The organism is Bacillus sp. HNG, from assembly GCF_003400205.1.
Classification (GTDB): Bacteria; Bacillota; Bacilli; order Bacillales; family Bacillaceae_L; genus Ferdinandcohnia.
In genome coordinates, this window is the sequence record NZ_QUQV01000005.1 from 161,488 (window position 1) to 186,999 (window position 25,512).

Below are 25,512 nucleotides of genomic sequence, written 5' to 3' on the forward strand. Positions count from 1 at the left end.
CAATGTTATTCCTAAAATTTTCTTTTTCCGATATATTTTGCGACATTAAAAAGCGTATTTCTAGCACGACAAGGAGGCAATTCCCCCAAGATTTTGTATGCTTTTTCTAAATATCTATTACTTAAAGCCTCAGCTTGCTTTATTGCATCTGATTGTTTAATAGCATGAATTAAAGGTTTAATCTCAGCAGCTGTTGTACGTTCAGACACTTGAAGAATTTGTTGTTTAAGGCTTTCGTTTTTCATCGCATATAAAACTGGCAGCGTAATATTGCCTTGCATTAAATCGCTACCAGCAGGTTTACCCAATTGTTCATCGGTACCCGTAAAGTCTAAAATATCGTCTGTGATTTGGAAGGCCATTCCTACATAATAACCATATAAAAACAGTTTTTGATGGACCTCTGTAGGGACATCTGCAGCTACCGCCCCTAATTGACAACTGCTTGCTATTAAAAGAGCCGTCTTTCGCTTTATTCTACGTAAATAGCAGCGTAAATTTTGGTCAAAGCGATATTTATCTTTGATTTGTTCGATTTCACCTAAACAAACCTCAACAATGGTGTGTGCAAGCAGTTTATGTAATAAGGGATTAGGAAGCTTTGTAATAATTTCTAATGAACTCCCCAGAATATAATCTCCCGCATACATCGCTATCTTATTATCCCATTTTGCCTTAATGGTAGGCTTGCCACGTCGAAGATCCGCGTCATCAATCACATCATCATGCACAAGCGATGCCGTATGAATCAGTTCAAGTGTTACGGCAACATTTTTAATTACATCAATATCGTAATCCCCAAATTTTCCTCCTAAAAGGACAAAAACAGGGCGTAGTCGTTTGCCACCAGATTGTAATAAATGCAACCCAGCCTGTTGAAGAACCGGATGCTTCCCTTTGATGGACGCCTCTAGTTCTTTTTCAATAATTGCTAAATCTGTATTCAAATACGAATACATCAAAGATAATTTCATCAGTTTCACCTTAGTCTAAAAAATATGACGCGTTCATCCATTTCTTTTATAACCTAAATGCATTGCAGCTACACCTAAAGTGTAAGGTTTCACTTCAATGTCGGTCAAGCCTGCTTCCTGAAACATTTTTGCGAGTTCCTTCATACCTGGAAAATCACGAGCAGATTCCTGAAGCCAAGAATATTCCTTAAAGCTTTTTGCAAAAAGCTTCCCAAAAACCGGCATGATAAACCGAAAATAGAAAAAGTATAACTGTCTAAAACCAATCATTGTTGGCTGTGAAGTTTCTAAGCACACAACTTTTCCCCCAGGCTTAACTACTCTTTGCATTTCTTTTAAGACAGTCATGTAATCGGGAACATTCCGCAGACCAAATCCAATTGTTACATAATCAAAGGAATTGTCCTCGAACGGGAGATCCATCGCATTACCATGTATTAATTCCGCCTGATTTAACTTTAACTTGTCTACTTTTTCTTGACCTATTTTAAGCATATTTTTACTAAAATCAAGACCGATCACTTTGCCTTGAGGACCAACTTTCTCAGCAAGGGCAATGGTCCAATCAGCAGTGCCACAGCAAAGGTCAAGTGCAGATGATCCCTCTTGGACATCCATTCGCTTCATTGTATCCTTACGCCATGCTTTATGTTGTTGGAAGCTGATAACAGAATTCATTTGATCATAGTTTTTATATATTTTTTCAAACACATGATGTACACGTTGTTCTTTAGATTGCTCCATAATTACCCTTCTTCCACGCTTCTTTTCAAGGATAGTGTTGTACCTTTAAGAAGTACTTCATTTATACGATTTCGTAACATTTTGTTTATTCTAGGGTTGATCTCTAAGGATTGTTCTAGCTTTTTACTTACAAGAGAGAGGTGCTTGTTATATTCAAACATAACCTCTGATCTTTGATCTTGTTTTCCCCTCGAGACTATTTTTTTTAGAGTCTTAAAAAGAATCGAATTTCCACTCTCTAAATAGAGGTCTCTCTCAAGCAGAAGTCTTTTTAACAATAAAAAATTTTGAACGAGTTGTTCCCATTTATTTATTTGAAAGCTTTTCACGATTTTCCCGAAGACAGCTGATTCAACTGCTGTCACACATGAAAAAAGCTTGTCTATTTGTTCATGATCCATTTGATAATAATAAATTTTAGCCTCATTTACGTCTTTAATACCTTCTGCGAGTATTCGAATGAAGGCAATATCGGTAGCTTGAGCAAGGAGATAATAATACAATCCACTAAAATAATCTCCTGCCAAGACGGCCAACTGTTGACCGCGCATACGTTCATCTGAATAGGTTAGTCGATTGGGGACTGTTTCATGGGTATCTAACGCTTGCTGAACAAGCATAGTGGTTACTATATAATTTGTTAATTGCTCTTTTGGCAGAAGCAAATCCTCACATATGGAGTATAACAATAATAGTTTATCCTCATCTATACTAGGTGTTTCCATATATCTTTGAAGGTATGAATGTCTTGTTTTGTTCTCAATACGCTCCTTAAGATCAGCAACTATTTCCTTGATGTCTTGCAAATCAATCACCCTTGTTTCCCCAATTTAAATAACCATTTATCTATGTTCAAGTTCTTTATCGTTAGTCTTTATAAAACAACGTTAATTATAACATACATCACTTAGATTTTCTCTTAGTTTTATTTATTCCAAAAGAAAAAGCAGGATTTACCTGCTTATTTTTTAGAATCTGATTCAGTTTCTCCGTGACTAGTTTGAATGATTGCATGCCCTCGTACTTTGATTGCTGAGGTATGTTCAGTAAATTGTGCGATCATGACTTCACCTTTATCTAATTTCTCCGAATGATGAAAGCGTGTGTCAGATCCTCTTGTTAATCCGATTACATTCACTCCATCTTCGACTGCTTTGATTACAATAAATTCTGAGTTTGTATTATTGCTCATCCTTCTTCACTCCTATGAATGCTATGTAAGGGGATGCTCAGAAATTCACCAAATGATATATGTTGAATTTTTGAACACTCACAATAAAGGAAACATTTCATCTCATCCAACACTTGCTTGGAAGATGAGTGAAATCGATATCTTTTTTACTATCTCGTACTTTTTTACGGATGTCAATTCTTAATTAATGATAATACCTCACTACGAGCGGCTGGATCCTTTTGTAATATTCCTCGAACAGCAGAAGTCACGGTTTTTGCCCCAGGCTTTTTGACACCACGCATTGTCATACACATATGCTCTGCTTCAATTACAACCATTACTCCGTGAGGTTGAAGTGTTTCAACAATAGAATCAGCGATGGTTGAAGTGATTCTTTCTTGTAATTGAGGTCTTTTAGCTACAGCTTCAACAGCTCGTGCAAGTTTGCTTAAGCCTGTTACTTTACCTCCTTTAGGTATGTAGGCAACATGGGCATGACCATAAAATGGAACAAGATGGTGCTCACACATCGAAAAAAATGGGATGTCTTTTACAAGTACCAATTCTTCATGTTCTTCTCCAAAAACGGTTTGAAAGTATTCTTTCGGATCATCTTCTAAGCCTGAGAAAACTTCAGCATACATTTTAGCAACACGTTTCGGTGTATCAACTAGCCCTTCTCTCTGTGGATCTTCCCCAATCGCTTCTAAAATCATCGTAACGGCTTGCTCTATCTTTTTATAATCTACAGAAGTCATTTGCCAACCCCTCCTTATATCACATACTATCAGTTCATTGATTCTAGCATATTTATGGTTATAAAACAAAAAAGAGTCGCAAGACGACTCTTTTTGTATCTTTCACATAGTTTCTATGTAAAATTATTTTACTGCATCTTTAAGCGCCTTTCCTGGTTTAAATGCAGGAACCTTGCTTGCAGCGATTTCGATTTCTTCACCAGTTTGAGGGTTACGACCTTTACGAGCTGCACGCTCACGTACCTCAAAGTTACCAAATCCGATTAACTGAACTTTGTCTCCACCTTTAAGAGCTTCAAGGATAGAATCAAAAACTGCATCAACAGCTTTTGTAGCATCCTTCTTAGAAAGCTCAGCACTCTCAGCTACAGCGTTAACTAATTCTGTTTTGTTCATGACATTCACCTCCTCCCAAATGAAGATTTTAAATCATATGAATGATCTTACATTGTTCTTTAAGCCTTATGTCATCAAGTATGTACTTACGTTGGCTTGATGCTAACATGCCTTATAATAAACGATAATTAGACATAATTCAATATATTTCAACAGAAATTTTACCTTTTTATGTATATTTCACCAAAAAACCTATATTTTTCTGTAAAAAGCGTATCATATTCGTATTTACTAAGCAAATTATGTCAAATGCGCAAGCGCCTTGATTAGCCCCGACAAGCATAAGAAAAGCCGGCTAGAAGGATGCTGTTTATCCTTCTTGACGGATTGACTTATGACCTCGAGGGGCTAGGCGCTGGAGCTGGACGCAAAGTACGTTATCATTTTCCACAAAAAAAAGACTCCCTAGTAAGGAGCCTAAATCCTATAATATGATGGCAATTAATCCGCCGGAACCTTCGTTAATGATTCTTTCAAGTGTTTCTTTTAACTTGTAGCGTGCATTTTCAGGCATTAGTGATAACTTCGCCTGGATACCCTCACGTACAATAGAGCTTAATGATCTACCGAAGATATCTGAATTCCAGATTGAAAGTGGATCATCCTCAAAGTCTTGCATTAGATAACGGACCAATTCTTCACTTTGTTTTTCTGTACCAATAATTGGCGCAAATTCAGATTCAACATCCACCTTAATCATGTGGATAGACGGTGCAACTGCCTTTAAGCGAACTCCAAATCTTGAACCTTGTCGGATGATTTCTGGCTCATCTAAGCTCATATCAGATAGCGCAGGCGCAGCAATTCCATATCCTGTTTGCTTCACCATTTTTAATGCGTCTGCCACTTGATCGTACTCTGCTTTTGCATGAGCAAAGTCTTGCATGAGCTGTAAAAGATGATCTTTTCCGCGAATCTCAACTCCCACAACTTCCTTAAGAATTTGGTCATATAAATCATCTGGAGCATATAAATCAATTTCAGCTACACCCTGCCCCATTTCGATACCAGCCAAGCTTGCTTGGTCAATAAAGTCATACTCACTAAATTGTCCAACTACACGATCAACATCGCGTAAACGCTTGATATCTTGAACAGTGTCCTTGACAGCATCCTGATAGCTTTCTCTTAACCAATGATCTTCACGTAAAACCATTACCCAGCTTGGAAGATTAACATTTACCTCTAATACCGGGAACTCATAAAGTGCTTCACGTAGAACATTGAACACATCTGTTTCACGCATGCTTTCAACACTCATCGCTAAAACAGGAATATCATATTTCTCATTTAACTGCTGACGAAGAGCATCTGTTTCAGGGTGATGAGGATGGACTGTATTAATCACCATTATAAATGGTTTCCCAACCTCTTTTAGTTCGGCAATGACACGCTCTTCTGCTTCAATATAATCTCTTCTAGGAATTTCTCCAATTGAGCCATCTGTTGTTACAACAACACCGATTGTAGAGTGCTCCTGAATAACTTTTCTCGTGCCAATCTCTGCTGCTTCATGGAATGGGATTGGCTCCTCATACCAAGGTGTATTAATCATACGAGGACCATTTTCATCCTCATACCCCTTTGCACCTGGAACTGTGTACCCCACACAATCCACTAGGCGAATGTTTACATCAAGCCCTTCTTCAACATGGACAGAAACAGCTTGATTTGGAACAAACTTTGGTTCAGTTGTCATGATTGTTCTTCCAGCAGCACTTTGTGGCAATTCATCCTGTGCGCGAGCCTTATCAGCTTCACTACCGATATTCGGTAAGACTACTAATTCCATGAACTTCTTTATAAAAGTAGATTTACCTGTTCTTACTGCACCAACGACTCCTAAATATATATCGCCACCGGTGCGCTCAGCGATATCTTTGAAAATATCTACCTTTTCCAAGTGTGATCCCTCCCGATTTTACAGTTCTTGGGATAATTTTATCCGTTTACTACATATTCTAGGACATTATATTTGTATGACGTTGTCCTAATTAAATATGACTATTTCTAGAAAAAAATTCCCCCCACAATATGTAGCAGCAAAATTGAGTTCAAAAAGACAGTCTTATAAACACCCTAGCAAGCTATTTTTTTACACTTTTTGAACAAAAGAAAACCCTTCTTTTAGAGTTTATGTCTAAAAGAAGGGTTCATGACTTAATTATCTAAAAAAATTGGTTCATTTTCGTCATTTATCGTATATGACAAGGAATTGGTCGGGACAAACATCGAGTTATCGACTAAAAGATCCCGAATATCATCACCGGTTTGATATGTATGTTCATACTTTGTTAAATACTCAAATAAATCCATACGATAGTCTACAACAATCTCATTCGTGCTCGTAATCAATAGTGGCAAGTTTTTTCCTGTGAATGGACTCACAACATATGGCTCTTCTTTCAAGCCTAGCTTGCTATAATCCAATGTAAATACATTTGTTTGAAGCTGTTCCTTAAATGGCGCATAACCATTTGATGAACGATACATTTGCACTCGCAAATTCAGCTCACTTATTTCTTCTGAAATTCGAACATCAAGAAGTTTAACCGTTGGGTTTGTTTCTACATTTACTAACACATATAAATAAACTCCGCCCGTTTCATACGCATTACCTGGGGGTTCAGCTATGTATTTTGGGGAAATCCGGGTAAAATCGATTGGATATTTTTGATAAATGGGAGTCTCCATATCTCTATTTTTTATTGGCAAAAGCCCCCCTGAATCCTCTTTAAATTGGTCAACCGCCCGCTGGACAGCTGCAATTTGGTCCTCGTAAGGAATTTGATTTTGAGCAAGCTTTTCTTTTGGATAAAGACACCCAGTAAGTAATGATAATGAAAAAACAATAACCAACAGTTGTAATGAAACTTTCATATTTATACCATCCTTATGTTTGTAACTCTATTCACTAACTGGTCCGCTAAACACAACAAAGAAAATAATAATTCCTGCTAGAATCATAAAAAGATATGCAATTGTGGCTACTATTCCTTTTAGGAAGCCCTTAAGTTTATATCGACTAAGATAAATAGATATAACAGCAATCGCCATAAATGCCATTCCTGCAAATGATATCCACATTTTTAGTAATCCTGGTGTCACCTTTTTCACTCCCTTGTCCAACTCTAACATTCCGTCAAATATTATATCATAATACGAACCTTTAAACTAAGTCTATATTGTTAATTGTAAAATCAAAAAAACTGAAGTAAAGAGGGGCGCCTTTACTTCAGCAAGCGTAGAACTAAATATTCCCTTTTACCCAGTCGCTCAGACCCACAGTATACTACGTTGCATTTTATGCGAAAACAGCAACAAATGTATCGTCTGATGCCTATTTTCCGCAAGAAAAGTGCAAACTTTTTACTCACTAGAAATTTTTTTGCTGCGCGAAATGTTTAGGAAATCCCGCTATTTTTTTCTCCTTTCCATCATATGCACGAAAAGAGGGTTTGTGTAAGCATTTTTTATAATGTTCCATTATCTAGATAGTCAAAGAGGTCAGCCATTTCGTTTGTTTTTCCTCTGGCCATTAGTTGATCAACCGCATCTTTTGGTGATTGATTATTGAAAAGAACGTCATATAGCGCAAATGTGATAGGCATCGACACATCCATTTTTTTAGCTAACTGATACGCTGCCTTTGTCGTTCTAACACCCTCGACAACCATTCCCATATTTTCAAGGACTTCTTCAAGGCTTTGCCCTTTACCAAGTAGATTTCCCGCACGCCAGTTGCGTGAATGCACACTTGTACACGTTACAATTAAATCACCGATACCAGTTAATCCCGCAAATGTTAAGGGGTTTGCACCCATTTTACTGCCTAAACGTGCAATCTCTGCCAAGCCACGCGTAATAAGTGCAGCCTTTGCATTATCTCCATACCCAAGACCATCTGTGATTCCAGCAGCTAAGGCAATAATATTTTTTAACGCCCCACCAATTTCAACACCAACAATATCAGGGTTTGTGTAAACTCGGAAATGCTGATTAATGAATAAGTCTTGAACATATTCAGCAGATTTCATATTTTTAGATGAAACCGTTACAGTTGTTGGATGACGAAGCACCACTTCCTCAGCATGGCTTGGTCCAGAAAGAACAACAACATCTTTTAAAAGACTTGAAGGCATTTCTTCCTCAATCATTTCAGAGATGCGCTTTAATGTGTCAGGTTCAATCCCTTTACTCACATGAATGATTGTTAATGGTGTAGAGGTCACCTGACTTATCTTCTGAAGTACTTCCCGAATTGCTTTTGTTGGAACAGCAAGAACAATTGTCTCTACGTTCTCCAACGCCTTGTTTAAATCCGCATATCCGATGATTGTTTCTGGTAACTCAATTGATGGGACATATTTAGAATTCGTATGTTTCGTATTGATTTCATCAACTTGTTCTTGTCGATGAGACCAGATCCGTACCTCATGATCATTGTCAGCAAGAACAAGTGCAAGTGCCGTTCCCCAGCTACCTGCTCCAACAACCGTTACTTTCTCCATTACATCATCCCCTTCCTATTTTCTAGCTCTTGCGATGAGCTTTATAGGTGTACCTTCGAATCCAAAAGCATCCCTAATCCGATTTTCTAAGAAACGTTCATATGAAAAATGCATTAACTCCGGTTCATTTACAAAGACAACAAATGTTGGCGGCTTAACCGCAACTTGTGTAACATAATAAATCCGCAGACGATTCCCTTTATCAGTAGGTGTTGGATTCATCGCGACAGCATCCATGATGACATCATTTAAGACATTTGTTTGAACGCGCATCGTATGATTTTCACTCGCCATATCAATCATTGGAATTAAGGTATGAATGCGGCGTTTTGTTTTCGCCGATAAGAACACAATTGGAGCATAATCAAGGAATTGGAAATGGTCCCGGATTTTCTCTTCGAATTCCTTCATTGTTTTCTCGTCTTTTTCAACTGCATCCCATTTATTAACAACAATGACAACCGCTCTACCTGCTTCATGGGCGTAACCAGCAATTTTTTTATCCTGTTCGATTATCCCTTCTTCTGCGTTTAACACAACAAGGACGACGTCAGAGCGTTCGATTGCCTTTAAAGCCCTTAGCACACTATACTTTTCAGTGCTTTCATAGACCTTTCCTTTTTTTCTCATTCCAGCAGTATCAATAATAACGTATTCTTTTCCATCCACTATGTATTTTGTATCAATCGCGTCCCTTGTTGTACCAGCGATATCACTTACAATTACTCTTTCCTCACCTAATAAAGAATTAACAAGTGATGACTTTCCTACATTCGGGCGTCCAATTAAAGAAAATTTAATGATTTCCTCATCATATTCCCCATTACCACCCTCTGGAAAATGTTTGACAACTTCGTCCAGTAAGTCACCTAGTCCAATCCCATGCGAGCCTGAAATAGGGATTGGTTCACCGAATCCTAGTGCATAAAAGTCGTAAATATCTGCACGCATCTCAGGGTTGTCCACTTTATTGACAGCTAAAACAACAGGTGTTTTGGAGCGATATAATATTTTCGCGACCTCTTCGTCTGCACTTGTCACTCCCTCACGACCACTTGTCATGAAAATAATGACATCTGCTTCATCAATCGCAATTTCAGCTTGGTGCCTAATTTGAGCAAGAAACGGCTCGTCACCAATATCAATTCCACCAGTATCAATAATATTGAATTCTTGATTAAGCCACTCGCCCGAACTATAGATTCGATCCCTGGTTACTCCTGGTATATCTTCTACGATTGAAACTCTTTCTCCTACTATTCGATTAAAAATTGTTGATTTCCCAACGTTTGGTCGACCAACAATTGCCACAACTGGTTTTACCACATGCGTTCTTCCCTTCTAAACGATCTCTTTCTACATATATCACATCAAAAATGTCGAAAACCAACCATATTTATAAAACAAACCCTTCTACATCAGAAGGGTCATACTTTTTTATTCTATCAAAAATACATACTCACAACAATCAAATGTTTAGTGTTTTACGATTATGTACACATTCTTGCTGATTTCATGAGCAATTCCATCTAAGATTGCCTCTAAACTTGCAGCAACTGAGTCAAGTTCTTCCTTTGAAGAACAAGAAAATACGGGTGTACCTCCTGAAACATTCACCTTTGATGGCTCCATTGTGATCGCGGCTAAAATAAATTTTTCGATATTCATTTAGTTGGCATTCCCTTCTCCTTTCCTTCCCTCTCCGTCGGCATTCGAATTGCATTTTCTAAAGTTGGCACATTACTGATTACCTCGATCGCTCTATCTATATTTTTATCCTGGGGTAATACAAAAATTCCAACACGTCCGTCGTTTAAATCTCTTTTTGCTAATGGAGTAAGAGCAGGGGTTCCTGAATCTCTAAAAATCCCCAAAGCAGTAGAAACATCATGTAAAATGGCTTGCCTTTGACCTAAATTTGCAATTGTAGCTCTTGCATCAAACGTTTTTGGTTTTAAGATAAACCCCATCCCATAATTTAAAATCTCTTGCTGCCTTGCTGGAAGTCCAATATTCATAATATAAATATTATCCACATATAATCCAGCATCTTTAAAATGTGGCTCTACATATTCAATGTCAACAATATCCTTTAGTTTACTACCAGCCATTAGCTTTTTACAGATCAGAAGGCAAATTATCCCTACCACAATTCCAGCCCACCATTTAATAGCTAGATAAGCGAATGTGGAAAATAAAGAAGTGAAAATGACTAAATAATTACGACTTTCAAACGCAACCGCAATTCCCTCTATATACGTCTTTCCCCTCGGAACAAGTTCATAGGAATCCAGTTCTGTAAGTGTATTGCGCTCCATATTACGGACATCACGAAATTGTGAGGCCGCAATCGTTAAAAACGTAATCGCAGTGAAATCTTCTTCCATAATCGAAGGAACAGCCACCGTTCCTAATCCTGCCGCTATAAAACCTAACGCAATATGGATGATTTTTCCGTGTAAATAAGTTGGATATTGACGATAATCTGTCCTTAACATATACAATCGAACTGCAACACCAAAGATGACCCCAAACAATATCGGGTATGTATATTCATTCATGCTAGCCGTGTTTCTCCTTCGTGTTTTTTTGGACCATTACATCAACATGACGTAACAGTATTTCTAAAGATGACCAAACAAAAATAAAACAAAAACAAATTGAAATGACATCTAAAAAGACAAATGAACCAATCTCATATGAAAAATTGACATTATTTACGATGATTCCATAAAGAATATCACCCTGTATGGACCCAATCAAAACCCCTGCTAGTCGTAACCGAAAATCCTTCAATAACATTAAGGTTACATATATTAAGGCTGCTCCAAGCATCAAATTACGATTAAAAAGAAGCCACACAGGGTCATACAACTCAAACATTAAAAAGCTACAATAGGCTAGAGAGATGGTAAGAATACAGATGAGCATATAAAGCACTTGTTTTTTTGGTCTTTTCGAGATTTCTTTCATACAAAAAAAGAATATAAGAAAAATACTGCAATTGATTTTAATACCACCTATTCCAATATAATAAGGTGATAAAATGATTGTTACTAAAAACAGAATGGATAAAAGTAGCCTCTCCCTGTTTTTCTTCATAAAAAAAGTACTGCAAACCCAAGCCATCCAACAAATCCAATAAAATACTGCACCTTCCATTTCTCCACCTCCTACTATTCCCATTATGGCTCGAATTTATGAAATTTAACCCATTTGCATACCAAAAATCCTTTTAAGACACAATAAAGTGAAACTTCATTTGAATTTACATTAAGGATCATACCTACATAAATTTCCCTATACATGTAAACTTATGTAGGGATGAAAAAGGAGGAAATTAAGATGGGTAGAGATAGACAGGAAAGCAAGCTTAAAAAAGCACGAGTAGTCGAGTCAGACCGAGACCAATCTCTTGATCATAAAGGTGCAACAAGATTAGATACACCTGAAGAAGCAAGAGAAATGAATCGTATGAATCCAAAATAAAAAGCTCTCACCCATTCGGGTGAGAGCTTCTTCTTTTCTTGATTATTTTAATTTATTTAATTGATCGCCAATTACTTCACCAAGCTGAAAACCTGTTGTTTCCTCTTGTTGTTGGTATTTGCTATAGTCTTCTTCAACATTTTCTTCAAGTTCTTTCATGCTTAGAGAAATACGTTTTTCTGACTCATTTAGTTCAAGAACCTTCACCTGTACTGCTTGGCCCTCTTTTAATACTTCATGAGGGGTACCAATATGCTTAGAAGAAATTTGCGAAATATGTACAAGGCCTTCTACGCCAGGCAATACCTCAACAAATGCGCCGAATGAAACAAGTCTTTTCACAGTTCCATCGACTACATCACCAACCGATAACTTCTCGGTGATGTTTTCCCATGGTCCAGGCAATGTTTCTTTAACAGACAAAGAAATTCTTTCATTATCACGGTCAACAGATAAAACTTTGACTTTAATTACCTGTCCTTCTTCAACAACATCAGACGGTTTTGACACATGCTCGTGTGAAAGCTGAGAAATATGGACTAATCCATCAATACCACCGATGTCAACGAACGCTCCAAAATCTGTTAATCGTTGAACAGTACCTTCAAGTACAGCTCCAACCTGTAAAGAATCTAGAACCTGTTGCTTCTTATTTTTTTGTTCTTCTTCCACAACAGCTCGGTGAGATAAGATGACTCTGTTTTTCTCACGGTCAAGTTCTACAACCTTTACTGTTAACAATTTGTCTTTATAGTCGGAGAAATCTTCAACATAATAATTCTCGACTAAAGATGCTGGAATAAATCCTCTTACACCAAGGTCAACAACCAGTCCACCTTTAACAACATCTTTTACAACTGCTTCAAATATTTCACCAGAATTGAATTTTTGCTCTAATTCATCCCACGCTTTAGAAGCGAGAACTGCTTTTTTAGATAAAATTAAAGCTTCTTCTTCTACTTTAGTAACGGCAAGCTCTAGTTCTTCTCCTTCTGATACAACATCACTTGCTTTTTCAACATGTAGGCTGGACAGCTCACTAATTGGGATAATGCCGTCTAGCTTACTGTTCTCAACTGAAACAAATACTTGTTTCTCCTCTACCTTTGTTACCTTGCCAGTGATTACATCACCAACCTGTAACTCTTTGTACTCGACTTGATTCATATCCTCTGCCATTCCAATTACCTCCTTAATGTCCAACAGAAAAACTCTTTATGTATAAGATAAAGTTAAAAATATTCTTTTAATTAACTTCTAATAAATAGAGTTATTTGTCAAGTATAAACTCTTAATCTATTTATATTTTTCCAGTATTTCTCTTATGGAATCCATAATTTTGTTGGTTACAATCTCTGCAGAAGTCTTCTCTTCACGGAATGTTTCCATTTGAACAGGCTTTCCGTACACAACCCTTAATTTACCAAACAATTTATAAGGACCTATAATCGCACAAGGAACGACAGTACATTCCGATCTTAATGCAAAGAAGCCAACACCTGATAACCCTTTTCCTAGAGTTCCATCCTTACTTCTTGTACCCTCTGGAAAAATCCCTAATACTTTCCCATCCTTTAATACCTTTAATGCTGTCCGAAGTGCTTCACGATCACTCATTCCACGCTTAACAGGGAAAGCATTTATTTTCGGTAATATCGAACCTAAGATAGGAACCTTAAACAATTCTGCTTTTGCCATAAAATAAATGGGTCTAGGTGACGTAACTCCAACAACAGGTGGGTCAAGATTATCAATATGATTTGAACAAATCAAGACACCGCCTTCCTTAGGAATGTTCTCCTTGCCCAGAACTTCAATGCGGTAAAGAGGTTTTATGATAGCTCCAACTAAACCTCGTGCAAAGGGATAAAGGTTCATGCCAGTCAAATCCTTTCCTTTACGACATCCATAATTTTTGCTACAACCTCTTCGATGCTTAATGATGTTGTGTCAATTTCGATTGCATCTTCCGCTTTTCGCAATGGGGCAACCTCACGTTCTGAATCTAATTTATCCCGTGCCGCAATTTCCAATTTTAATTGCTCTAAATCGGACTGATACCCTTTTGAAAGGTTTTCTTCGTGGCGGCGTAAAGCTCTTTCTTCTACGGAAGCAAGTAGAAATATTTTCACTTCTGCATTTGGGAGAACATGAGTGCCAATGTCCCTACCATCCATTACAACTCCACCATGCTCAGCAAATCCTTGCTGACGCTTGACCATGTCTTCTCGGACCTTGCGATGCCTAGAAACAATCGATACCGAATTTGTCACATCATGCTCCCGAATTTTTTCAGTTACATCATTGCCATCGATATAGACAAGCTGGCCGTTATCGCTTGGTCTTAACTCTAAATTTGCATTTTGTAATGCCTTAAGAAGCTGGTCTTCATTTTCTAAATCTAAATTTGATTGTAAAGCTTTGTATGTTAATGCACGATACATCGCACCTGTATCAACATAAATATAAGATAGATCCTTTGCGATAATTTTTGCGACTGTACTCTTTCCTGCAGCCGCAGGTCCGTCAATTGCTATTGAAATGTTTTTGTCCATAAACTATGTATGCCTCCTGTAGGTAACAATCGGTAGGAATTAAAAATAGTAGTAATAAACAAGTAAGCTTGTCTATCTAAACTATATTATATTGATTCATTTGAACAGTATTCCTACCTACGAAAAATTGCAGGGAATCCCTGCAATTCATTTTAATTGTTATTTAGTAATGTTTCAATGGTTTTGGTCGTGTCTGATTTGTCAACACCCTCATATTCAATCATTCTCGTGATATATGGGGTTAATGGGGTATATAAGATGATAGCCTGTGCTAGAAGTAAAAATACAAATTGAATAATAGCTAGCTTTATTAATATCCGTTCGAAATTTTTCATTTTGCATACCTACCCTATAAGAGAGTTTTACTACTAGTATGCAAAAATTTAGAGAATTTTATTCTATTAGTTTATCCTATTTCATAATTTCACTCGAATGGATCCCTTTTTTCTTCAATAATAATTGTCTTTCAAAGCAGAATTTAATTAATAGCTGGCGATCTGATTCACTTATATCCACAAATTTAATAGAAGCCCTATTTCTTTCTCCATTTTTGCCATCCACAATTCGGATCACATTACTTCTAAGAGTCACATAATGATATTCCTCAGAAAGAGTTGGAAGAACAAAATGTGTAAGGATATCTAGCCCCGGTATAAGTGTTTTTGAAGACGGTAAAATGATAGCCGCACCTCCCGCACTAATATCACGGGTAATGGAGACAAAGGGCTGAAATTCCCCATTTAAACTATGTACAGCAACATCTACTGAAGTTTCAACACGTACATATTCACGTCGCTGAATCTTATACATACTGTCTTCACCTGGATAGGAAAGAACAATCATTGCAATATTTTGTTTGACCCTTCCTAACACGGTCGTGTCAAAAAAATATGCTGAAGTACTGTCAGCTGCAATAAAAGCCTTTAGCTGTGTCCCATTTAATAAAAAAACCGTTTTCCCAGTACTGTTGTTAACTGGATAGTCGATGTAAATCCTATTTTCCATTTTTTCAACTACCCTACACCGATATTTTTCACCATTCGGATTAATGGTGGGTTCAAGGTAAATCAAATCCCCAATTTTTAACACGATCGTTCACTCTTTCTAAAACATTCTGTAAATTCTTCTGTATTCTTATTAAACCATGAATAACAAGAAAAGCGCAAGACACCCACATATGGACGACAAGCTTTATCTTTCGAAGTGGGAACAGAAAAAAGGAAAGCAAAAACTAGCTTTCCTTTTGTTTCATTATGATTTGTTCATTCCCTTATAAACTGGTTCAGCATTTTTAAGCTTTTCAACTTTTTCTTCAAATCCATTCTCGGCATTGATAAAGATTCGATACGTATCATTATCAATTGTTCCTAAAAATTCATAACAGAGGACATCTTGATCAAGATCGTTTGTAATAATGGCTAGACGATCCTCCATGATTTGAAGGTTTGGGTTAATTTCTTTCCTTGCTTCCTCTTTTGAAATTTTAGGTTTACTTGGTGCATTAATTTTACCAGCCATTAAATAATCTCTTGCCGTAAATCCAATAATGTTTCCATCATCAAGTGCTACTTTCATTTTAATCGAATCTGAATAGACTCGTATTCCATCAACTGAAGAAACGAAATTGAATACACCAATATTATCGTATTGTGCACTTTCAAAGAGCTCTAGATTTTCAAATTTATTATCTTTTAGGAATTTTTGTGCCCGATTATATGCATCATTAAGGCTGATTGAGCTCTTAGCAACTTCACGGTTACGAATGACCCAAATCGGGATTCCACCTTTTTTTGTTATATCCATGAATGTATTTACTTTTGATTTAGGGTCATTTATTTCTAGACTATAAAAACCATTTGGTGAACCTTCGCCATTCTCAGTGACTTTTATGTCAATATTACCTTTTAACCCGAGAAACTTTTTTGCAATTTCTTTCGCTTGTTCCTCGTTTATTTGCGGACCCTCTAAATTTGGAAATTCTCCACCATCTTTTTTTGTAGTTGTAAGGGTGACTCCAAAATCACTCTCAGAATAGGCAGCAACATTTTTTTCAACAGTTTTTAAGCCATCGATAATCGTGTTATCAGCCTGCTTTTCACCCGAAGCAAGTGCTAATTCAACATCCATCCAACGGAGATTATTCTCCATTGCAAGATGTTGGACCGTTCGGAGTTCCTTTTGGATATCCTCTGCATTTTTATATAACTGCTGAAGTGTTTTATATTCTTCCTCTGACAATGGTTCTTTAGATAAATCGCGAACTGCTGTTCGATAACTAAAATCCCCAATGTTACTTAGAAACTCTTCTGTTTTGTTAAAAGGCATTAAAGCCAATGGTAATTGTCCTACATCTGAATGCGCCTCAGATGTGATTCTCCACACATCGGCAAGTGCAGGAGAAAGTGAATTTCTTGAATTCATGGCTAGTGTTGTTCCGATTTTATCGTGTAAAAGGTCAATATGATACGTTAAATTGTGAAATGCTCGTTGATAGTTATTTTCCGCCTGTATTAGAATGGCATTTTTCTCTTGGTGCTCTTTATAGCCCCAATAACCTGTTCCTATGATACCAATCGTAAGTACAGTAATTAATATTCCTCTTAACAATTTGCCTCACCTTCCATTCTATCTACAGAATATGTGCTTACCAATTCTCTTAATTTGTGGTCTGCCCCAAATCCATTTACTTGTTGCAGTTGCTGGATTAAAATAATATGTTGCTCCACCTGTTGGATCCCAGCCGTTTATCGCATCAATAACGGCTTTTTTTGCCTGTTCATTTGGCGTCAACCAAATTTGTCCGTCCGCAACCGCCGTAAATGCAAGTGGTTCAAAAATGACACCTGAGACTGTATCTGGAAATGTTGGACTATCAAGACGATTTAAAATAACCGCAGCAATTGCTACTTGTCCAATATATGGCTCACCACGTGCCTCTCCATATACCGCATTTGCAAGGAGTTGAATATCATTTTGCGAAAACCCACCCGGCATATTTACAGCTGTTGGTCCTAATGATTTAGCCTCTCCTTGTTGTTCAACCTTCGCTTTTGGTTGTTGTTTAGCCTGCGGCTTAGGTTGTGCTTGAGGTTTTTGTGGTTGCTTGGTTTGACCTTGCTGCCCCTGAGGGTTCTGTGGCTGAGCTTGCGGCTGCTGTTGCGGTTGCTTTGGTGCTGGTGCCTTTGGTTGTTGTTGCTGGGCACCTCCCTGTCCAGCCTGTGGCTGCTTTTGCTCTGCCGTAAATTGTTTTTCTATTTCTGCACGTCTTGCCTCTGCCGTAGTTTTTGCTTTTTGGATATTTTTTTCAGAAGGAGCCGATTGAATACTCCAAGGTACACCCCCATAGTGGGTGAAACGATTTCCTTTGCGCAAATTGTCGTATACAAATTGCTTATTATACTTAGTAAAGCGGTTAATCATTGCTTTTGTTTTGTCACCGACTAATCCGTCTACCTCTTCAAGGCCGAATGCCTTCTGGAAATTCCGGACGGCCCAATATGTGCCCCATCCGTAAACTCCATCAATCGCACCATGGTAGTAGCCGTTATATTGTAATCTTGATTGCAGCTCAATTACATCGTCACCTGTTGCACCACGTTGAATAATCTGATCAGAAAAAGCTTGAACATTATTAGTAGTTCCTCCAATGAACACACCAACAAACATGATAAGGACGATGGGGAACATCAAATACTTTTTACAGCTCATGTTAATTACCTCCCTAACCATTTTCTATATATACTTACAAGTATTTTCTGTAGAGATTGGTATTTTATTCAGAAGTATTTCAACTAAGATTCAATACTTTTCAATATGATTTCAAAATGAATCCAATAAAAAATAACCTGCCAAAATTGACAGGTTAAGGTTTTGCAATTTTTACTTTATGTAATCCAAACCACCATAAAAATAACATGAATGGGACCATGATATAGATCCATTTCTTCATTGAAAGTAGGATGTAATCATAAAAACCATGTAATAAAAACGGGAATAAGAAGGAAATGAGAATCCATTTTTTCTGTTCGTTAGGGGAAAATTTTGCTTTACCTAAGTAAAATCCCATAATCACACCAAATAACGCGTGACTAGATACCGGTAAAAGAGCGCGGCCAACTGCAAACTGGAGTCCATTTGCAAATAAATAGAGAATGTTTTCCAGCGTTGCAAATCCTAACGACAAGGATGCGCCATACACGATTCCATCATATTCTTCATCAAATTCAAAATGTTGGTAAACGGTATAATAAAGGATAAACCATTTGAAAAATTCTTCTAATAACCCTACAGATAAGAAGGCTTGTAAAAGATTATTCCTAAATACCTCTTCAACTTCCAACACATATTGAATAAACATGATAGGAAATACCAACAATGCACCAAAAATGAATACTCGAAATACCATTGCAATTGGTTCGGCCTCATATTTATCTTTTAAATAAAAATAACTTAATAACGCAAGTCCAGGTGCTAGCCCTGCGGTTATGACCGCCACCATAAAGAAACCTCTTCTCCCCGAATGTAAATTAGTATAAAGTTGAGTAACAAACACTTTTATCGTAACATGTAATGTGGTAAATGAAAATATGAACTATCCTTAAATGGAACATTTTTCTATATTGAAATGAGGCGATTCAGATGAAAAAAATACTCATTATACATACAGGTGGAACGATTGCAATGATGGAGGACAAAGAAACTGGTGCTGTCCAACAAAATCAACAAAATCCACTTTTACTTCACACTGATGCTTTAAGCGCAATTGCGGATGTTAAAGTGGAAGAATTATTTCAATTACCATCTCCACATATCACGGAAAAAGAAATGCTTTTGCTAAAGAAAAAGATTGAAACGAGTATTATAGAAGATGAAATTGAAGGTGTTGTCATTACCCATGGAACGGACACACTTGAAGAAACGGCATATTTTTTAGACATAACCGTCCAATCCGATATTCCCATCGTCGTGACAGGAGCGATGAGGTCGAGCAATGAGCTTGGAGCAGATGGTCCATATAATTTAATTTCCGCTGTTCGTGTTGCAGCTTCCGACAGTGCGGTTGGAATGGGAGTTTTAGTTGTATTAAATGATGAAATTCATACAGCTAAAAACGTAACAAAAACCCACACTAGTAATATCGCGACCTTCCAGAGTCCTCAATATGGACCATTAGGAATTGTGAGCAAACGAGAAATCACTTTTCACCACATGCCTACGATTAGGGAAACATATGACATTGAGGAAATAACAAAAAATGTTGTTCTTTTGAAGGCTTATGCAGGGATGGATGGTAAGGTCCTTCGGGCAATTCGGACCATAAATCCGGATGGATTAGTGATCGAAGCGCTTGGACAAGGCAATTTGCCACCAACGATGGTACCTGAGCTTAAGGAACTTATGGACAGTGGTATACCTGTTGTATTAGTGTCCCGATGTTTTAATGGGTATGTACAGGACGTGTATAATTACGAAGGCGGTGGACGTCGATTAAAAGAGCTTGGCGTTATTTTTTCAAATGGTCTTAATGGACAAAAAGCAAGACTTAAACTATTGGTCACATTAGAAATCACAATTGATCATGATGAAATACAGGAAATGTTTTATAAATAAAGGCTGTTTTTCGCAAACTTTGTTGTTACTGGATCAATTGATTTCAGCTACAGGTGGACGCTTTCCGCGGGCGTGGCTTGAGCCTCCTCAGGCCTACACGATGTAGGTCACGAAGCCGTTGCCACAGGACGTGGCGCTTTTAGGCTTCGTTCTTCTGTTCGCTCCTGTGGGGTCTCAAGTCTCACGCTTTTCCCGCTGGAGTCGCCACCTTCCGCTTCAATCAATAGTTTTGTTTTATTCAATAGCAACAATCTTTTTAGAAAAGAGCTTAAATAAAAAAACAGGGCGACTTAGAGTCGCCCTATTTTCTATCTATAATCGCTTTTGCAATTAAGTCTCCGTGAAAGCGCCCGTTTTCAATGAAAATTTCATTTGCATTATTCCCCGCTGCAATGACTCCAGAGATAAAAATCCCCTCAACATTCGTTTCCATCGTGTCAGGGTTAAACAATGGTCTACCTGTTTCCTTCTCAATCTGAACATTCATTTTCTGTAAAAAACTATGATCTGGATGATAGCCTGTCATGGCAAATACGTAATCATTTTTAATCTTCCTTTTTTCGTTCCCAACCTGATAGATCACGGCGTCCTCAGTTATCTCGATTACATTCGCATTAAATTCCATCGTAATAATCCCATTACGAACCAATGATTCAAACTCAGGTAGGATCCATGGCTTAATGCTTGAGGAGTACTCAGATCCACGGTATAAAACAGTGACTCTTGCGTCAGCATTTACTAGCTCTAAAGCAGCATCAATACTCGAGTTCTTCCCACCAATTACAACAACATCTTTATCGAAATATGGATGTGGTTCTTTAAAATAATGGAAAACCTTAGGAAGATCTTCACCTGGAACATTCATATAGTTTGGATTATCATAGTAACCAGTCGCAACAATTACATATTTTGCTTGAAACTCACCTTTAGAACTTGTTATTTTAAAATGACCATTGTCAAGCTGAGTGACACCCGATACTTTTTCAAATGCATGCACTCTAATTTTTTCACGTTTTGCTACTTCGCGATAATAAGCCAAAGCTTGGTTTCTTTTTGGCTTTCTCCCCTCAATAATAAATGGAACATTTCCGATCTCTAATTTTTCGCTTGTACTAAAAAATGTTTGATGAGTTGGGTAATGGTAAATGGCATTTACAATATTTCCTTTTTCAATTACCAATGGTTCGATTCCGACATTCTGCAGTGCAATAGCTGCTGCTAAGCCACAGGGTCCTCCCCCAATAATAACAACTTCTTCCAATTGCATGTTTGTCACTCCTACTATATTCAATACGCCTTCTTTTTTATATTTGACGTTTTTTGATTTATCTTTTCCTTATTTCTTATAAGAGATATTGTTAAATAATTCAAGACTACGAGGATGTACCCCAATATAAAAATCTCCTACCATAAAAATGATAGGAGATTTCCGTTATTCTTGCAAATGAAATGTTTCTTAAGAATTAAATCCAACCTCTAAAGCGAGACGCTTCTGCCATTTTTCTTACACCAACCATGTAGGCTGCTAGCCTCATGTCAACACGTCTATTTTGTGCTGTTGAATAAATGTTTTCAAATGATTTGACCATCACTTTTTCGAGTTTTTCCTCTACTTCTTCCTCTGACCAGTAATAGCCTTGGTTATTTTGAACCCATTCGAAATAGGACACTGTCACACCACCTGCACTTGCTAAAACGTCTGGTACAAGCAGGATTCCTCTTTCGGTTAAGATTTGTGTTGCTTCAAGTGTTGTTGGACCGTTTGCAGCTTCCACTACAATACTTGCACGAATATTATTAGCGTTCTCTTCTGTAATTTGGTTTTCGATAGCTGCCGGAACAAGAATATCACAATCAAGCTCCAATAGCTCCTTGTTAGTAATAGTATCGTTAAATAACTTTGTAACTGTTCCAAAGCTATCACGACGATCTAATAAGTAATCAATATCCAAACCATTTGGGTCGTATAAGCCGCCATATGCGTCAGAAATACCGATTACCTTGGCACCTGCATCATGCATGAATTTTGATAAAAAGCTACCTGCATTTCCAAATCCTTGTACAACTACACGAGCACCTTCTAGACTAATGCCACGTTTCTTTGCTGCTTCGCGAATACAAATGGTTACACCCTTCGCAGTTGCAGACTCACGGCCATGGGACCCTCCTAATACAAGGGGTTTTCCAGTGATGAATCCAGGTGAGTTAAATTCGTCAATTCGACTATATTCATCCATCATCCATGCCATAATTTGAGAATTTGTAAATACATCTGGTGCCGGGATATCCTTTGTAGGTCCTACGATTTGACTAATTGCACGAACATAGCCACGACTAAGTCGCTCAAGTTCACGGAATGACATATCTCTAGGGTCACAAATGATTCCGCCTTTTCCTCCACCGTATGGTAAATCGACGATGCCGCATTTTAAGCTCATCCAAATCGAAAGCGCTTTAACTTCCTTTTCAGTTACATTTGGGTGAAAGCGAATTCCACCTTTTGTTGGACCTACCGCATCGTTATGCTGTGCCCGATAGCCTGTAAAGATTTTGACAGAACCATCGTCCATTCGTACTGGAATTTTAACGGTCATCATTCGGATTGGTTCTTTTAAAAGTTCGTATACTTCCTCAGGGTACCCTAATTTTTCTAATGCTTTATGTATGACTGTTTGTGTAGATTTTAGGACATCCATTTTCTCTTCGTTATTCTGTTTTGAAATGTCCTTATTGTTTTCGGCTACCATTTGTAAACCTCCCAAGATTTTTCACAGTTCGATTCCTCTTCCTTAAAGGTGTAAACAAGAAGCTGGAAATGCCGAGTTTTCGGTTTTTTCGGTTATTAAAATATGATTTCACATTTGTATAAAACAAAGACAGAAAAATAACATCTATTTTCCAGATAGTATTATTGTCCACCTTTCCAGTCACTAGTATACACCTTCCATATGTTTATGCAAGATGAAAAATGAAGAATCTTCATTTAATTTATTAAAATAAAAAAGCTGTTAGACTCTACATTTAGAACTCTATTGTCGTAGAGAAAAACCCCTAATTCTTATTAGAGGTCTCTCCTACTTTTTTATAAAATAATTGTAAATCTCTTTCATTGCATTTTCTTTAAAAAGGATTTTCCCATATTCATGAACTCTATATTTTGTTAGTGTTGCAGGAGTTCCAAATTCGGCTAAAATGGCAATGATGTTTTCTGTTTGAAAAGACAAGTTATCTTCCAGTAATAAATAAAAATAGTCTTCATATGAATATAATTTGCCACCATCTATTGATAAACTATTTAATCTGGTTGAAAGCTGAATGACATCTTCAAACGTATGAAACTCATAAAATATATCTTTACTTTCATCAAGAGTAACCTGCATTTCAATATAATCTTCATCCATAAATTCTTCATCTTCAAGGTCCCCTACTGAATTCGTAACAATGATCACCATACCTTGTGCTTGTAAAGAGTAAACTTCTACAGCAATGGGGCCATCTGCCTCAAAGCCTAATTCGACACTTGCTTCCTCGATCATATCACGAAATAATTGGTGGACCTTAAGCGAATCCGACAAAAGATCATCTTTAGTGAGGCCACGATCAACCAGATCATCAAATGTTAGAAAAATCTTGATTTTATTATAAGTTAAGCGCTCAAGACGCATTGAAAACCCTCCCTCACCATCACACCTACAGCAACTCGTTACATTATTTTATGAAGGAAAATGAATTATGTTCTTGGATTTAGCATTGTTGGGACATTTTTTGCAATGAATTAGCTATCAGATGATTGAAGAGTAATCAAATGTGTTTCAGGTGGTGCACCAAACCTTAACGGTATGCCAGATGTACCGTATCCGTTACTGATAAATATGGTCATTCCGTTTTTATACTCAACGCCGCCTTTAGGATATAGCCCAAACTTCCAAAATCGAATTTGTCCACCATGTGTATGACCAGATAATAAGAGATTAATCTTGTTGTCTGGTTTAAGAACATTTTTTATTTCTGGATTATGGCTAATCAAAATTTTAAAATCCGCCTCATCCCCTGCATCTAAAAGGGCAAGATCTAGCCTGCTTCTCCCTACCTTCAAATCATCAATCCCAAGCAGAGCAAGCTTCTCGCCGTCCTCAGTTTCAAAAAACATCGCGGTGTTATCTAAAATTTTAATACCCATACTTAAAAGTAAAGAATCAAGTTCATGATAATCCACTTCGTAATCATTATTGCCCCATACAAAATAGGTTGGTCCAACGGTATTAATTAATTGAAGGTTTTTCTTGACACGTTCAAAGGGAACACCCTTTTCTGTTAAATCCCCTCCAATTATCACAATGTCTGCTTTTCCTTTTACTTCATTAATTATTTTCTCAGATACCTCTCTTCTATGAATATCTGAAATGAAGAAAATGGTTAAATTTTTAAAGCTTTTGGGAAAATCCGAAAATGTTAGTGTCTTTGTTACAACACGATCAAGTCTTGCTTCCTGCCACATGAATAGAAGGAGCAACATTCCTACAATTAAAATCCCCAAAAAATATATCATAGTTCACGCCCTATCTACCTCGATCACGCATCTTGTTCTTTATAATATAAGGATATGATACCATATATTATGGAAAAGGCTAACCTTAAACCATTCCAGCATCCATATTAAAAAATATTTCCAACCCTTCAGAAAAAACGTGTTCCCTGTCATTTTTTTACCCCATAAACCATACAGTAGAATGACATCGTTTTGTATTTTGACATCAAGGAGGTTGCTTCATGTTTACAACAAGGAAGGCCTATTACCCCTATGTAAGCCCATTTGACCCTTGTAAACCAATCACACCTAAAACATACGTTACCCCACCAAATCTTTATATACCATTTCAGCCAGCAAATTTACCTCAATTCACACCAAAGGAAGCATTATATACAGGGACACTTTGGAAACTCTTTTACGATCCGTATTTCGGCCCATATGAACCGAAAAGGGAGGCTAAGAGCGAATGAATCCAAAACAGATGCCCCCAGAATATTATGCGTTATTAGAGGATTTGCAAGCTTTGGATTTTGTCCTTGTGGAGCTCACTTTGTATCTTGATACCCATCCTAATGATTATCAAGCGATCCAACAATTCAATACAGTTTCCCAGCAACGAAGAAAAGTCGCGAAACAGTATGAAGAAAGATTTGGTCCCTTAACTCAATATGGTCGGTATAGCTATTCCAGCTACCCTTGGAATTGGGATGACGAACCGTGGCCGTGGCAGGTTTAATAAAAAATTGTTATTTTACAGGGGGAGGAATATA

The 25,512-nt window shown here is 37.3% G+C and carries 30 protein-coding genes; 4 read left to right on the top strand and 26 right to left on the bottom strand.

Translation table 11 applies throughout. From position 1 onward, the window contains the following. Positions 1 to 11 precede the first annotated feature (11 nt). From hepT to DZB84_RS11400, 14 genes are all read right to left on the bottom strand, one after another. The gene (gene hepT / locus DZB84_RS11335; RefSeq protein WP_116352373.1) at positions 12 to 974 is read right to left on the bottom strand and encodes a heptaprenyl diphosphate synthase component II; all 963 of its coding nucleotides are present in this window, start codon (positions 972 to 974) and stop codon (positions 12 to 14) included. Positions 975 to 1,007: 33 nt separating this feature from the next. Next, the gene (locus tag DZB84_RS11340) at positions 1,008 to 1,718 is read right to left on the bottom strand and encodes a demethylmenaquinone methyltransferase (RefSeq protein WP_116352374.1); all 711 of its coding nucleotides are present in this window, start codon (positions 1,716 to 1,718) and stop codon (positions 1,008 to 1,010) included. A 2-nt stretch (positions 1,719 to 1,720) separates the two neighbouring features. Further along, the gene (locus DZB84_RS11345; protein WP_116352375.1) at positions 1,721 to 2,533 is read right to left on the bottom strand and encodes a heptaprenyl diphosphate synthase component 1; all 813 of its coding nucleotides are present in this window, start codon (positions 2,531 to 2,533) and stop codon (positions 1,721 to 1,723) included. 146 nt (positions 2,534 to 2,679) lie between these two features. Continuing rightward, the gene (gene mtrB / locus DZB84_RS11350) at positions 2,680 to 2,910 is read right to left on the bottom strand and encodes a trp RNA-binding attenuation protein MtrB (RefSeq protein ID WP_116352376.1); all 231 of its coding nucleotides are present in this window, start codon (positions 2,908 to 2,910) and stop codon (positions 2,680 to 2,682) included. 173 nt (positions 2,911 to 3,083) lie between these two features. After that, complete coding sequence (gene folE, locus DZB84_RS11355) at positions 3,084 to 3,650, bottom strand: GTP cyclohydrolase I FolE (protein ID WP_116352377.1); 567 nt, start codon at positions 3,648 to 3,650, stop codon at positions 3,084 to 3,086. 123 nt (positions 3,651 to 3,773) lie between these two features. Beyond that, positions 3,774 to 4,046: an HU family DNA-binding protein gene (locus DZB84_RS11360; RefSeq protein WP_057997427.1), complete on the bottom strand. Its 273-nt coding sequence runs from the start codon at positions 4,044 to 4,046 to the stop codon at positions 3,774 to 3,776. 424 nt (positions 4,047 to 4,470) lie between these two features. Then, positions 4,471 to 5,949, bottom strand: coding sequence for a stage IV sporulation protein A (spoIVA, locus tag DZB84_RS11365; protein ID WP_116352378.1), 1,479 nt, complete (start codon positions 5,947 to 5,949; stop codon positions 4,471 to 4,473). 257 nt (positions 5,950 to 6,206) lie between these two features. Continuing rightward, complete coding sequence (locus tag DZB84_RS11370) at positions 6,207 to 6,926, bottom strand: hypothetical protein (protein ID WP_116352379.1); 720 nt, start codon at positions 6,924 to 6,926, stop codon at positions 6,207 to 6,209. A gap of 27 nt (positions 6,927 to 6,953) precedes the next feature. Further along, positions 6,954 to 7,154 (bottom strand): DUF2768 domain-containing protein, encoded by a 201-nt coding sequence (locus tag DZB84_RS11375; RefSeq protein WP_116352380.1) that lies wholly within the window; start codon positions 7,152 to 7,154, stop codon positions 6,954 to 6,956. Positions 7,155 to 7,519: 365 nt separating this feature from the next. After that, on the bottom strand, positions 7,520 to 8,557 hold the full coding sequence (locus DZB84_RS11380; protein ID WP_116352381.1) for an NAD(P)H-dependent glycerol-3-phosphate dehydrogenase: 1,038 nt from the start codon (positions 8,555 to 8,557) through the stop codon (positions 7,520 to 7,522). 15 nt (positions 8,558 to 8,572) lie between these two features. Then, on the bottom strand, positions 8,573 to 9,883 hold the full coding sequence (der, locus tag DZB84_RS11385; protein ID WP_116352382.1) for a ribosome biogenesis GTPase Der: 1,311 nt from the start codon (positions 9,881 to 9,883) through the stop codon (positions 8,573 to 8,575). Positions 9,884 to 10,033: 150 nt separating this feature from the next. Next, positions 10,034 to 10,225: a capping complex subunit for YIEGIA gene (locus DZB84_RS11390; RefSeq protein ID WP_116352383.1), complete on the bottom strand. Its 192-nt coding sequence runs from the start codon at positions 10,223 to 10,225 to the stop codon at positions 10,034 to 10,036. Beyond that, positions 10,222 to 11,118, bottom strand: a complete 897-nt coding sequence (locus DZB84_RS11395) for a YIEGIA family protein (protein ID WP_116352384.1) — start codon at positions 11,116 to 11,118, stop codon at positions 10,222 to 10,224. The genes DZB84_RS11390 and DZB84_RS11395 overlap by 4 nt, the downstream gene beginning before the upstream one ends. Position 11,119: 1 nt before the next feature. Next, on the bottom strand, positions 11,120 to 11,719 hold the full coding sequence (locus DZB84_RS11400) for a YphA family membrane protein (RefSeq protein ID WP_116352385.1): 600 nt from the start codon (positions 11,717 to 11,719) through the stop codon (positions 11,120 to 11,122). A 183-nt stretch (positions 11,720 to 11,902) separates the two neighbouring features. Between DZB84_RS11400 and DZB84_RS11405 the strand changes: the two genes are divergently transcribed. Further along, positions 11,903 to 12,046, top strand: coding sequence for a YpzI family protein (locus tag DZB84_RS11405; protein ID WP_116352386.1), 144 nt, complete (start codon positions 11,903 to 11,905; stop codon positions 12,044 to 12,046). Between the two features lie 42 nt (positions 12,047 to 12,088). Here the strand turns inward: DZB84_RS11405 and rpsA are convergent, their stop codons facing one another. The 8 genes from rpsA to prsW form a co-directional block, all read right to left on the bottom strand. Further along, positions 12,089 to 13,225: a 30S ribosomal protein S1 gene (rpsA, locus tag DZB84_RS11410; protein WP_116352387.1), complete on the bottom strand. Its 1,137-nt coding sequence runs from the start codon at positions 13,223 to 13,225 to the stop codon at positions 12,089 to 12,091. A gap of 117 nt (positions 13,226 to 13,342) precedes the next feature. Beyond that, positions 13,343 to 13,924: a lysophospholipid acyltransferase family protein gene (locus tag DZB84_RS11415; protein ID WP_116352388.1), complete on the bottom strand. Its 582-nt coding sequence runs from the start codon at positions 13,922 to 13,924 to the stop codon at positions 13,343 to 13,345. A 5-nt stretch (positions 13,925 to 13,929) separates the two neighbouring features. Then, positions 13,930 to 14,601, bottom strand: coding sequence for a (d)CMP kinase (cmk, locus tag DZB84_RS11420; protein ID WP_116352389.1), 672 nt, complete (start codon positions 14,599 to 14,601; stop codon positions 13,930 to 13,932). A gap of 152 nt (positions 14,602 to 14,753) precedes the next feature. Beyond that, positions 14,754 to 14,936 (bottom strand): YpfB family protein, encoded by a 183-nt coding sequence (locus tag DZB84_RS11425; RefSeq protein WP_116352390.1) that lies wholly within the window; start codon positions 14,934 to 14,936, stop codon positions 14,754 to 14,756. A 76-nt stretch (positions 14,937 to 15,012) separates the two neighbouring features. Then, positions 15,013 to 15,690, bottom strand: a complete 678-nt coding sequence (locus DZB84_RS11430) for a flagellar brake protein (RefSeq protein ID WP_116352391.1) — start codon at positions 15,688 to 15,690, stop codon at positions 15,013 to 15,015. A gap of 162 nt (positions 15,691 to 15,852) precedes the next feature. Beyond that, the gene (ypeB, locus tag DZB84_RS11435) at positions 15,853 to 17,208 is read right to left on the bottom strand and encodes a germination protein YpeB (protein ID WP_116352392.1); all 1,356 of its coding nucleotides are present in this window, start codon (positions 17,206 to 17,208) and stop codon (positions 15,853 to 15,855) included. Between the two features lie 18 nt (positions 17,209 to 17,226). Then, the gene (sleB, locus tag DZB84_RS11440) at positions 17,227 to 18,267 is read right to left on the bottom strand and encodes a spore cortex-lytic enzyme (protein WP_223254435.1); all 1,041 of its coding nucleotides are present in this window, start codon (positions 18,265 to 18,267) and stop codon (positions 17,227 to 17,229) included. A 196-nt stretch (positions 18,268 to 18,463) separates the two neighbouring features. Further along, complete coding sequence (prsW, locus tag DZB84_RS11445) at positions 18,464 to 19,099, bottom strand: glutamic-type intramembrane protease PrsW (RefSeq protein ID WP_116352394.1); 636 nt, start codon at positions 19,097 to 19,099, stop codon at positions 18,464 to 18,466. Positions 19,100 to 19,239: 140 nt separating this feature from the next. Between prsW and DZB84_RS11450 the strand changes: the two genes are divergently transcribed. Beyond that, entirely contained in the window at positions 19,240 to 20,211 is a 972-nt protein-coding gene (locus tag DZB84_RS11450; protein WP_116352395.1) for an asparaginase, read from the top strand. Between the two features lie 301 nt (positions 20,212 to 20,512). On the opposite strand, the gene DZB84_RS11455 is transcribed toward DZB84_RS11450, so the two are convergent. The 4 genes from DZB84_RS11455 to DZB84_RS11470 form a co-directional block, all read right to left on the bottom strand. Next, a complete protein-coding gene (locus DZB84_RS11455) occupies positions 20,513 to 21,478 on the bottom strand; it encodes a YpdA family putative bacillithiol disulfide reductase (protein WP_116352396.1) in 966 nt (321 codons plus the stop codon). Between the two features lie 196 nt (positions 21,479 to 21,674). Continuing rightward, positions 21,675 to 22,907 (bottom strand): Glu/Leu/Phe/Val family dehydrogenase, encoded by a 1,233-nt coding sequence (locus DZB84_RS11460; protein ID WP_411266262.1) that lies wholly within the window; start codon positions 22,905 to 22,907, stop codon positions 21,675 to 21,677. Positions 22,908 to 23,285: 378 nt separating this feature from the next. Then, a complete protein-coding gene (locus DZB84_RS11465; RefSeq protein ID WP_116352398.1) occupies positions 23,286 to 23,876 on the bottom strand; it encodes a genetic competence negative regulator in 591 nt (196 codons plus the stop codon). A 110-nt stretch (positions 23,877 to 23,986) separates the two neighbouring features. Then, complete coding sequence (locus DZB84_RS11470) at positions 23,987 to 24,760, bottom strand: metallophosphoesterase (RefSeq protein WP_116352399.1); 774 nt, start codon at positions 24,758 to 24,760, stop codon at positions 23,987 to 23,989. A 221-nt stretch (positions 24,761 to 24,981) separates the two neighbouring features. Between DZB84_RS11470 and DZB84_RS11475 the strand changes: the two genes are divergently transcribed. Both DZB84_RS11475 and DZB84_RS11480 read left to right on the top strand, forming a co-directional pair. Next, positions 24,982 to 25,212: a spore coat associated protein CotJA gene (locus DZB84_RS11475; RefSeq protein WP_116352400.1), complete on the top strand. Its 231-nt coding sequence runs from the start codon at positions 24,982 to 24,984 to the stop codon at positions 25,210 to 25,212. Further along, positions 25,209 to 25,478: a spore coat protein CotJB gene (locus DZB84_RS11480; RefSeq protein ID WP_116352401.1), complete on the top strand. Its 270-nt coding sequence runs from the start codon at positions 25,209 to 25,211 to the stop codon at positions 25,476 to 25,478. The genes DZB84_RS11475 and DZB84_RS11480 overlap by 4 nt, the downstream gene beginning before the upstream one ends. Positions 25,479 to 25,512 lie beyond the last annotated feature (34 nt).

Bases quoted from the DNA above. Each gene is read 5' to 3' on its own strand.
- hepT (WP_116352373.1), bottom strand. From the start codon at position 974: ATGAAATTATCTTTGATGTATTCGTATTTGAATACAGATTTAGCAATT.
- DZB84_RS11340 (WP_116352374.1), bottom strand. From the start codon at position 1,718: ATGGAGCAATCTAAAGAACAACGTGTACATCATGTGTTTGAAAAAATA.
- mtrB (WP_116352376.1), bottom strand. From the start codon at position 2,910: ATGAGCAATAATACAAACTCAGAATTTATTGTAATCAAAGCAGTCGAA.
- folE (WP_116352377.1), bottom strand. From the start codon at position 3,650: ATGACTTCTGTAGATTATAAAAAGATAGAGCAAGCCGTTACGATGATT.
- DZB84_RS11360 (WP_057997427.1), bottom strand. From the start codon at position 4,046: ATGAACAAAACAGAATTAGTTAACGCTGTAGCTGAGAGTGCTGAGCTT.
- DZB84_RS11370 (WP_116352379.1), bottom strand. From the start codon at position 6,926: ATGAAAGTTTCATTACAACTGTTGGTTATTGTTTTTTCATTATCATTA.
- DZB84_RS11380 (WP_116352381.1), bottom strand. From the start codon at position 8,557: ATGGAGAAAGTAACGGTTGTTGGAGCAGGTAGCTGGGGAACGGCACTT.
- DZB84_RS11390 (WP_116352383.1), bottom strand. From the start codon at position 10,225: ATGAATATCGAAAAATTTATTTTAGCCGCGATCACAATGGAGCCATCA.
- DZB84_RS11395 (WP_116352384.1), bottom strand. From the start codon at position 11,118: ATGAATGAATATACATACCCGATATTGTTTGGGGTCATCTTTGGTGTT.
- DZB84_RS11400 (WP_116352385.1), bottom strand. From the start codon at position 11,719: ATGGAAGGTGCAGTATTTTATTGGATTTGTTGGATGGCTTGGGTTTGC.
- DZB84_RS11405 (WP_116352386.1), top strand. From the start codon at position 11,903: ATGGGTAGAGATAGACAGGAAAGCAAGCTTAAAAAAGCACGAGTAGTC.
- rpsA (WP_116352387.1), bottom strand. From the start codon at position 13,225: ATGGCAGAGGATATGAATCAAGTCGAGTACAAAGAGTTACAGGTTGGT.
- DZB84_RS11415 (WP_116352388.1), bottom strand. From the start codon at position 13,924: ATGAACCTTTATCCCTTTGCACGAGGTTTAGTTGGAGCTATCATAAAA.
- cmk (WP_116352389.1), bottom strand. From the start codon at position 14,601: ATGGACAAAAACATTTCAATAGCAATTGACGGACCTGCGGCTGCAGGA.
- DZB84_RS11425 (WP_116352390.1), bottom strand. From the start codon at position 14,936: ATGAAAAATTTCGAACGGATATTAATAAAGCTAGCTATTATTCAATTT.
- sleB (WP_223254435.1), bottom strand. From the start codon at position 18,267: ATGTTTGTTGGTGTGTTCATTGGAGGAACTACTAATAATGTTCAAGCT.
- prsW (WP_116352394.1), bottom strand. From the start codon at position 19,099: ATGGTGGCGGTCATAACCGCAGGGCTAGCACCTGGACTTGCGTTATTA.
- DZB84_RS11450 (WP_116352395.1), top strand. From the start codon at position 19,240: ATGAAAAAAATACTCATTATACATACAGGTGGAACGATTGCAATGATG.
- DZB84_RS11455 (WP_116352396.1), bottom strand. From the start codon at position 21,478: ATGCAATTGGAAGAAGTTGTTATTATTGGGGGAGGACCCTGTGGCTTA.
- DZB84_RS11460 (WP_411266262.1), bottom strand. From the start codon at position 22,907: ATGGATGTCCTAAAATCTACACAAACAGTCATACATAAAGCATTAGAA.
- DZB84_RS11465 (WP_116352398.1), bottom strand. From the start codon at position 23,876: ATGCGTCTTGAGCGCTTAACTTATAATAAAATCAAGATTTTTCTAACA.
- DZB84_RS11470 (WP_116352399.1), bottom strand. From the start codon at position 24,760: ATGATATATTTTTTGGGGATTTTAATTGTAGGAATGTTGCTCCTTCTA.
- DZB84_RS11475 (WP_116352400.1), top strand. From the start codon at position 24,982: ATGTTTACAACAAGGAAGGCCTATTACCCCTATGTAAGCCCATTTGAC.
- DZB84_RS11480 (WP_116352401.1), top strand. From the start codon at position 25,209: ATGAATCCAAAACAGATGCCCCCAGAATATTATGCGTTATTAGAGGAT.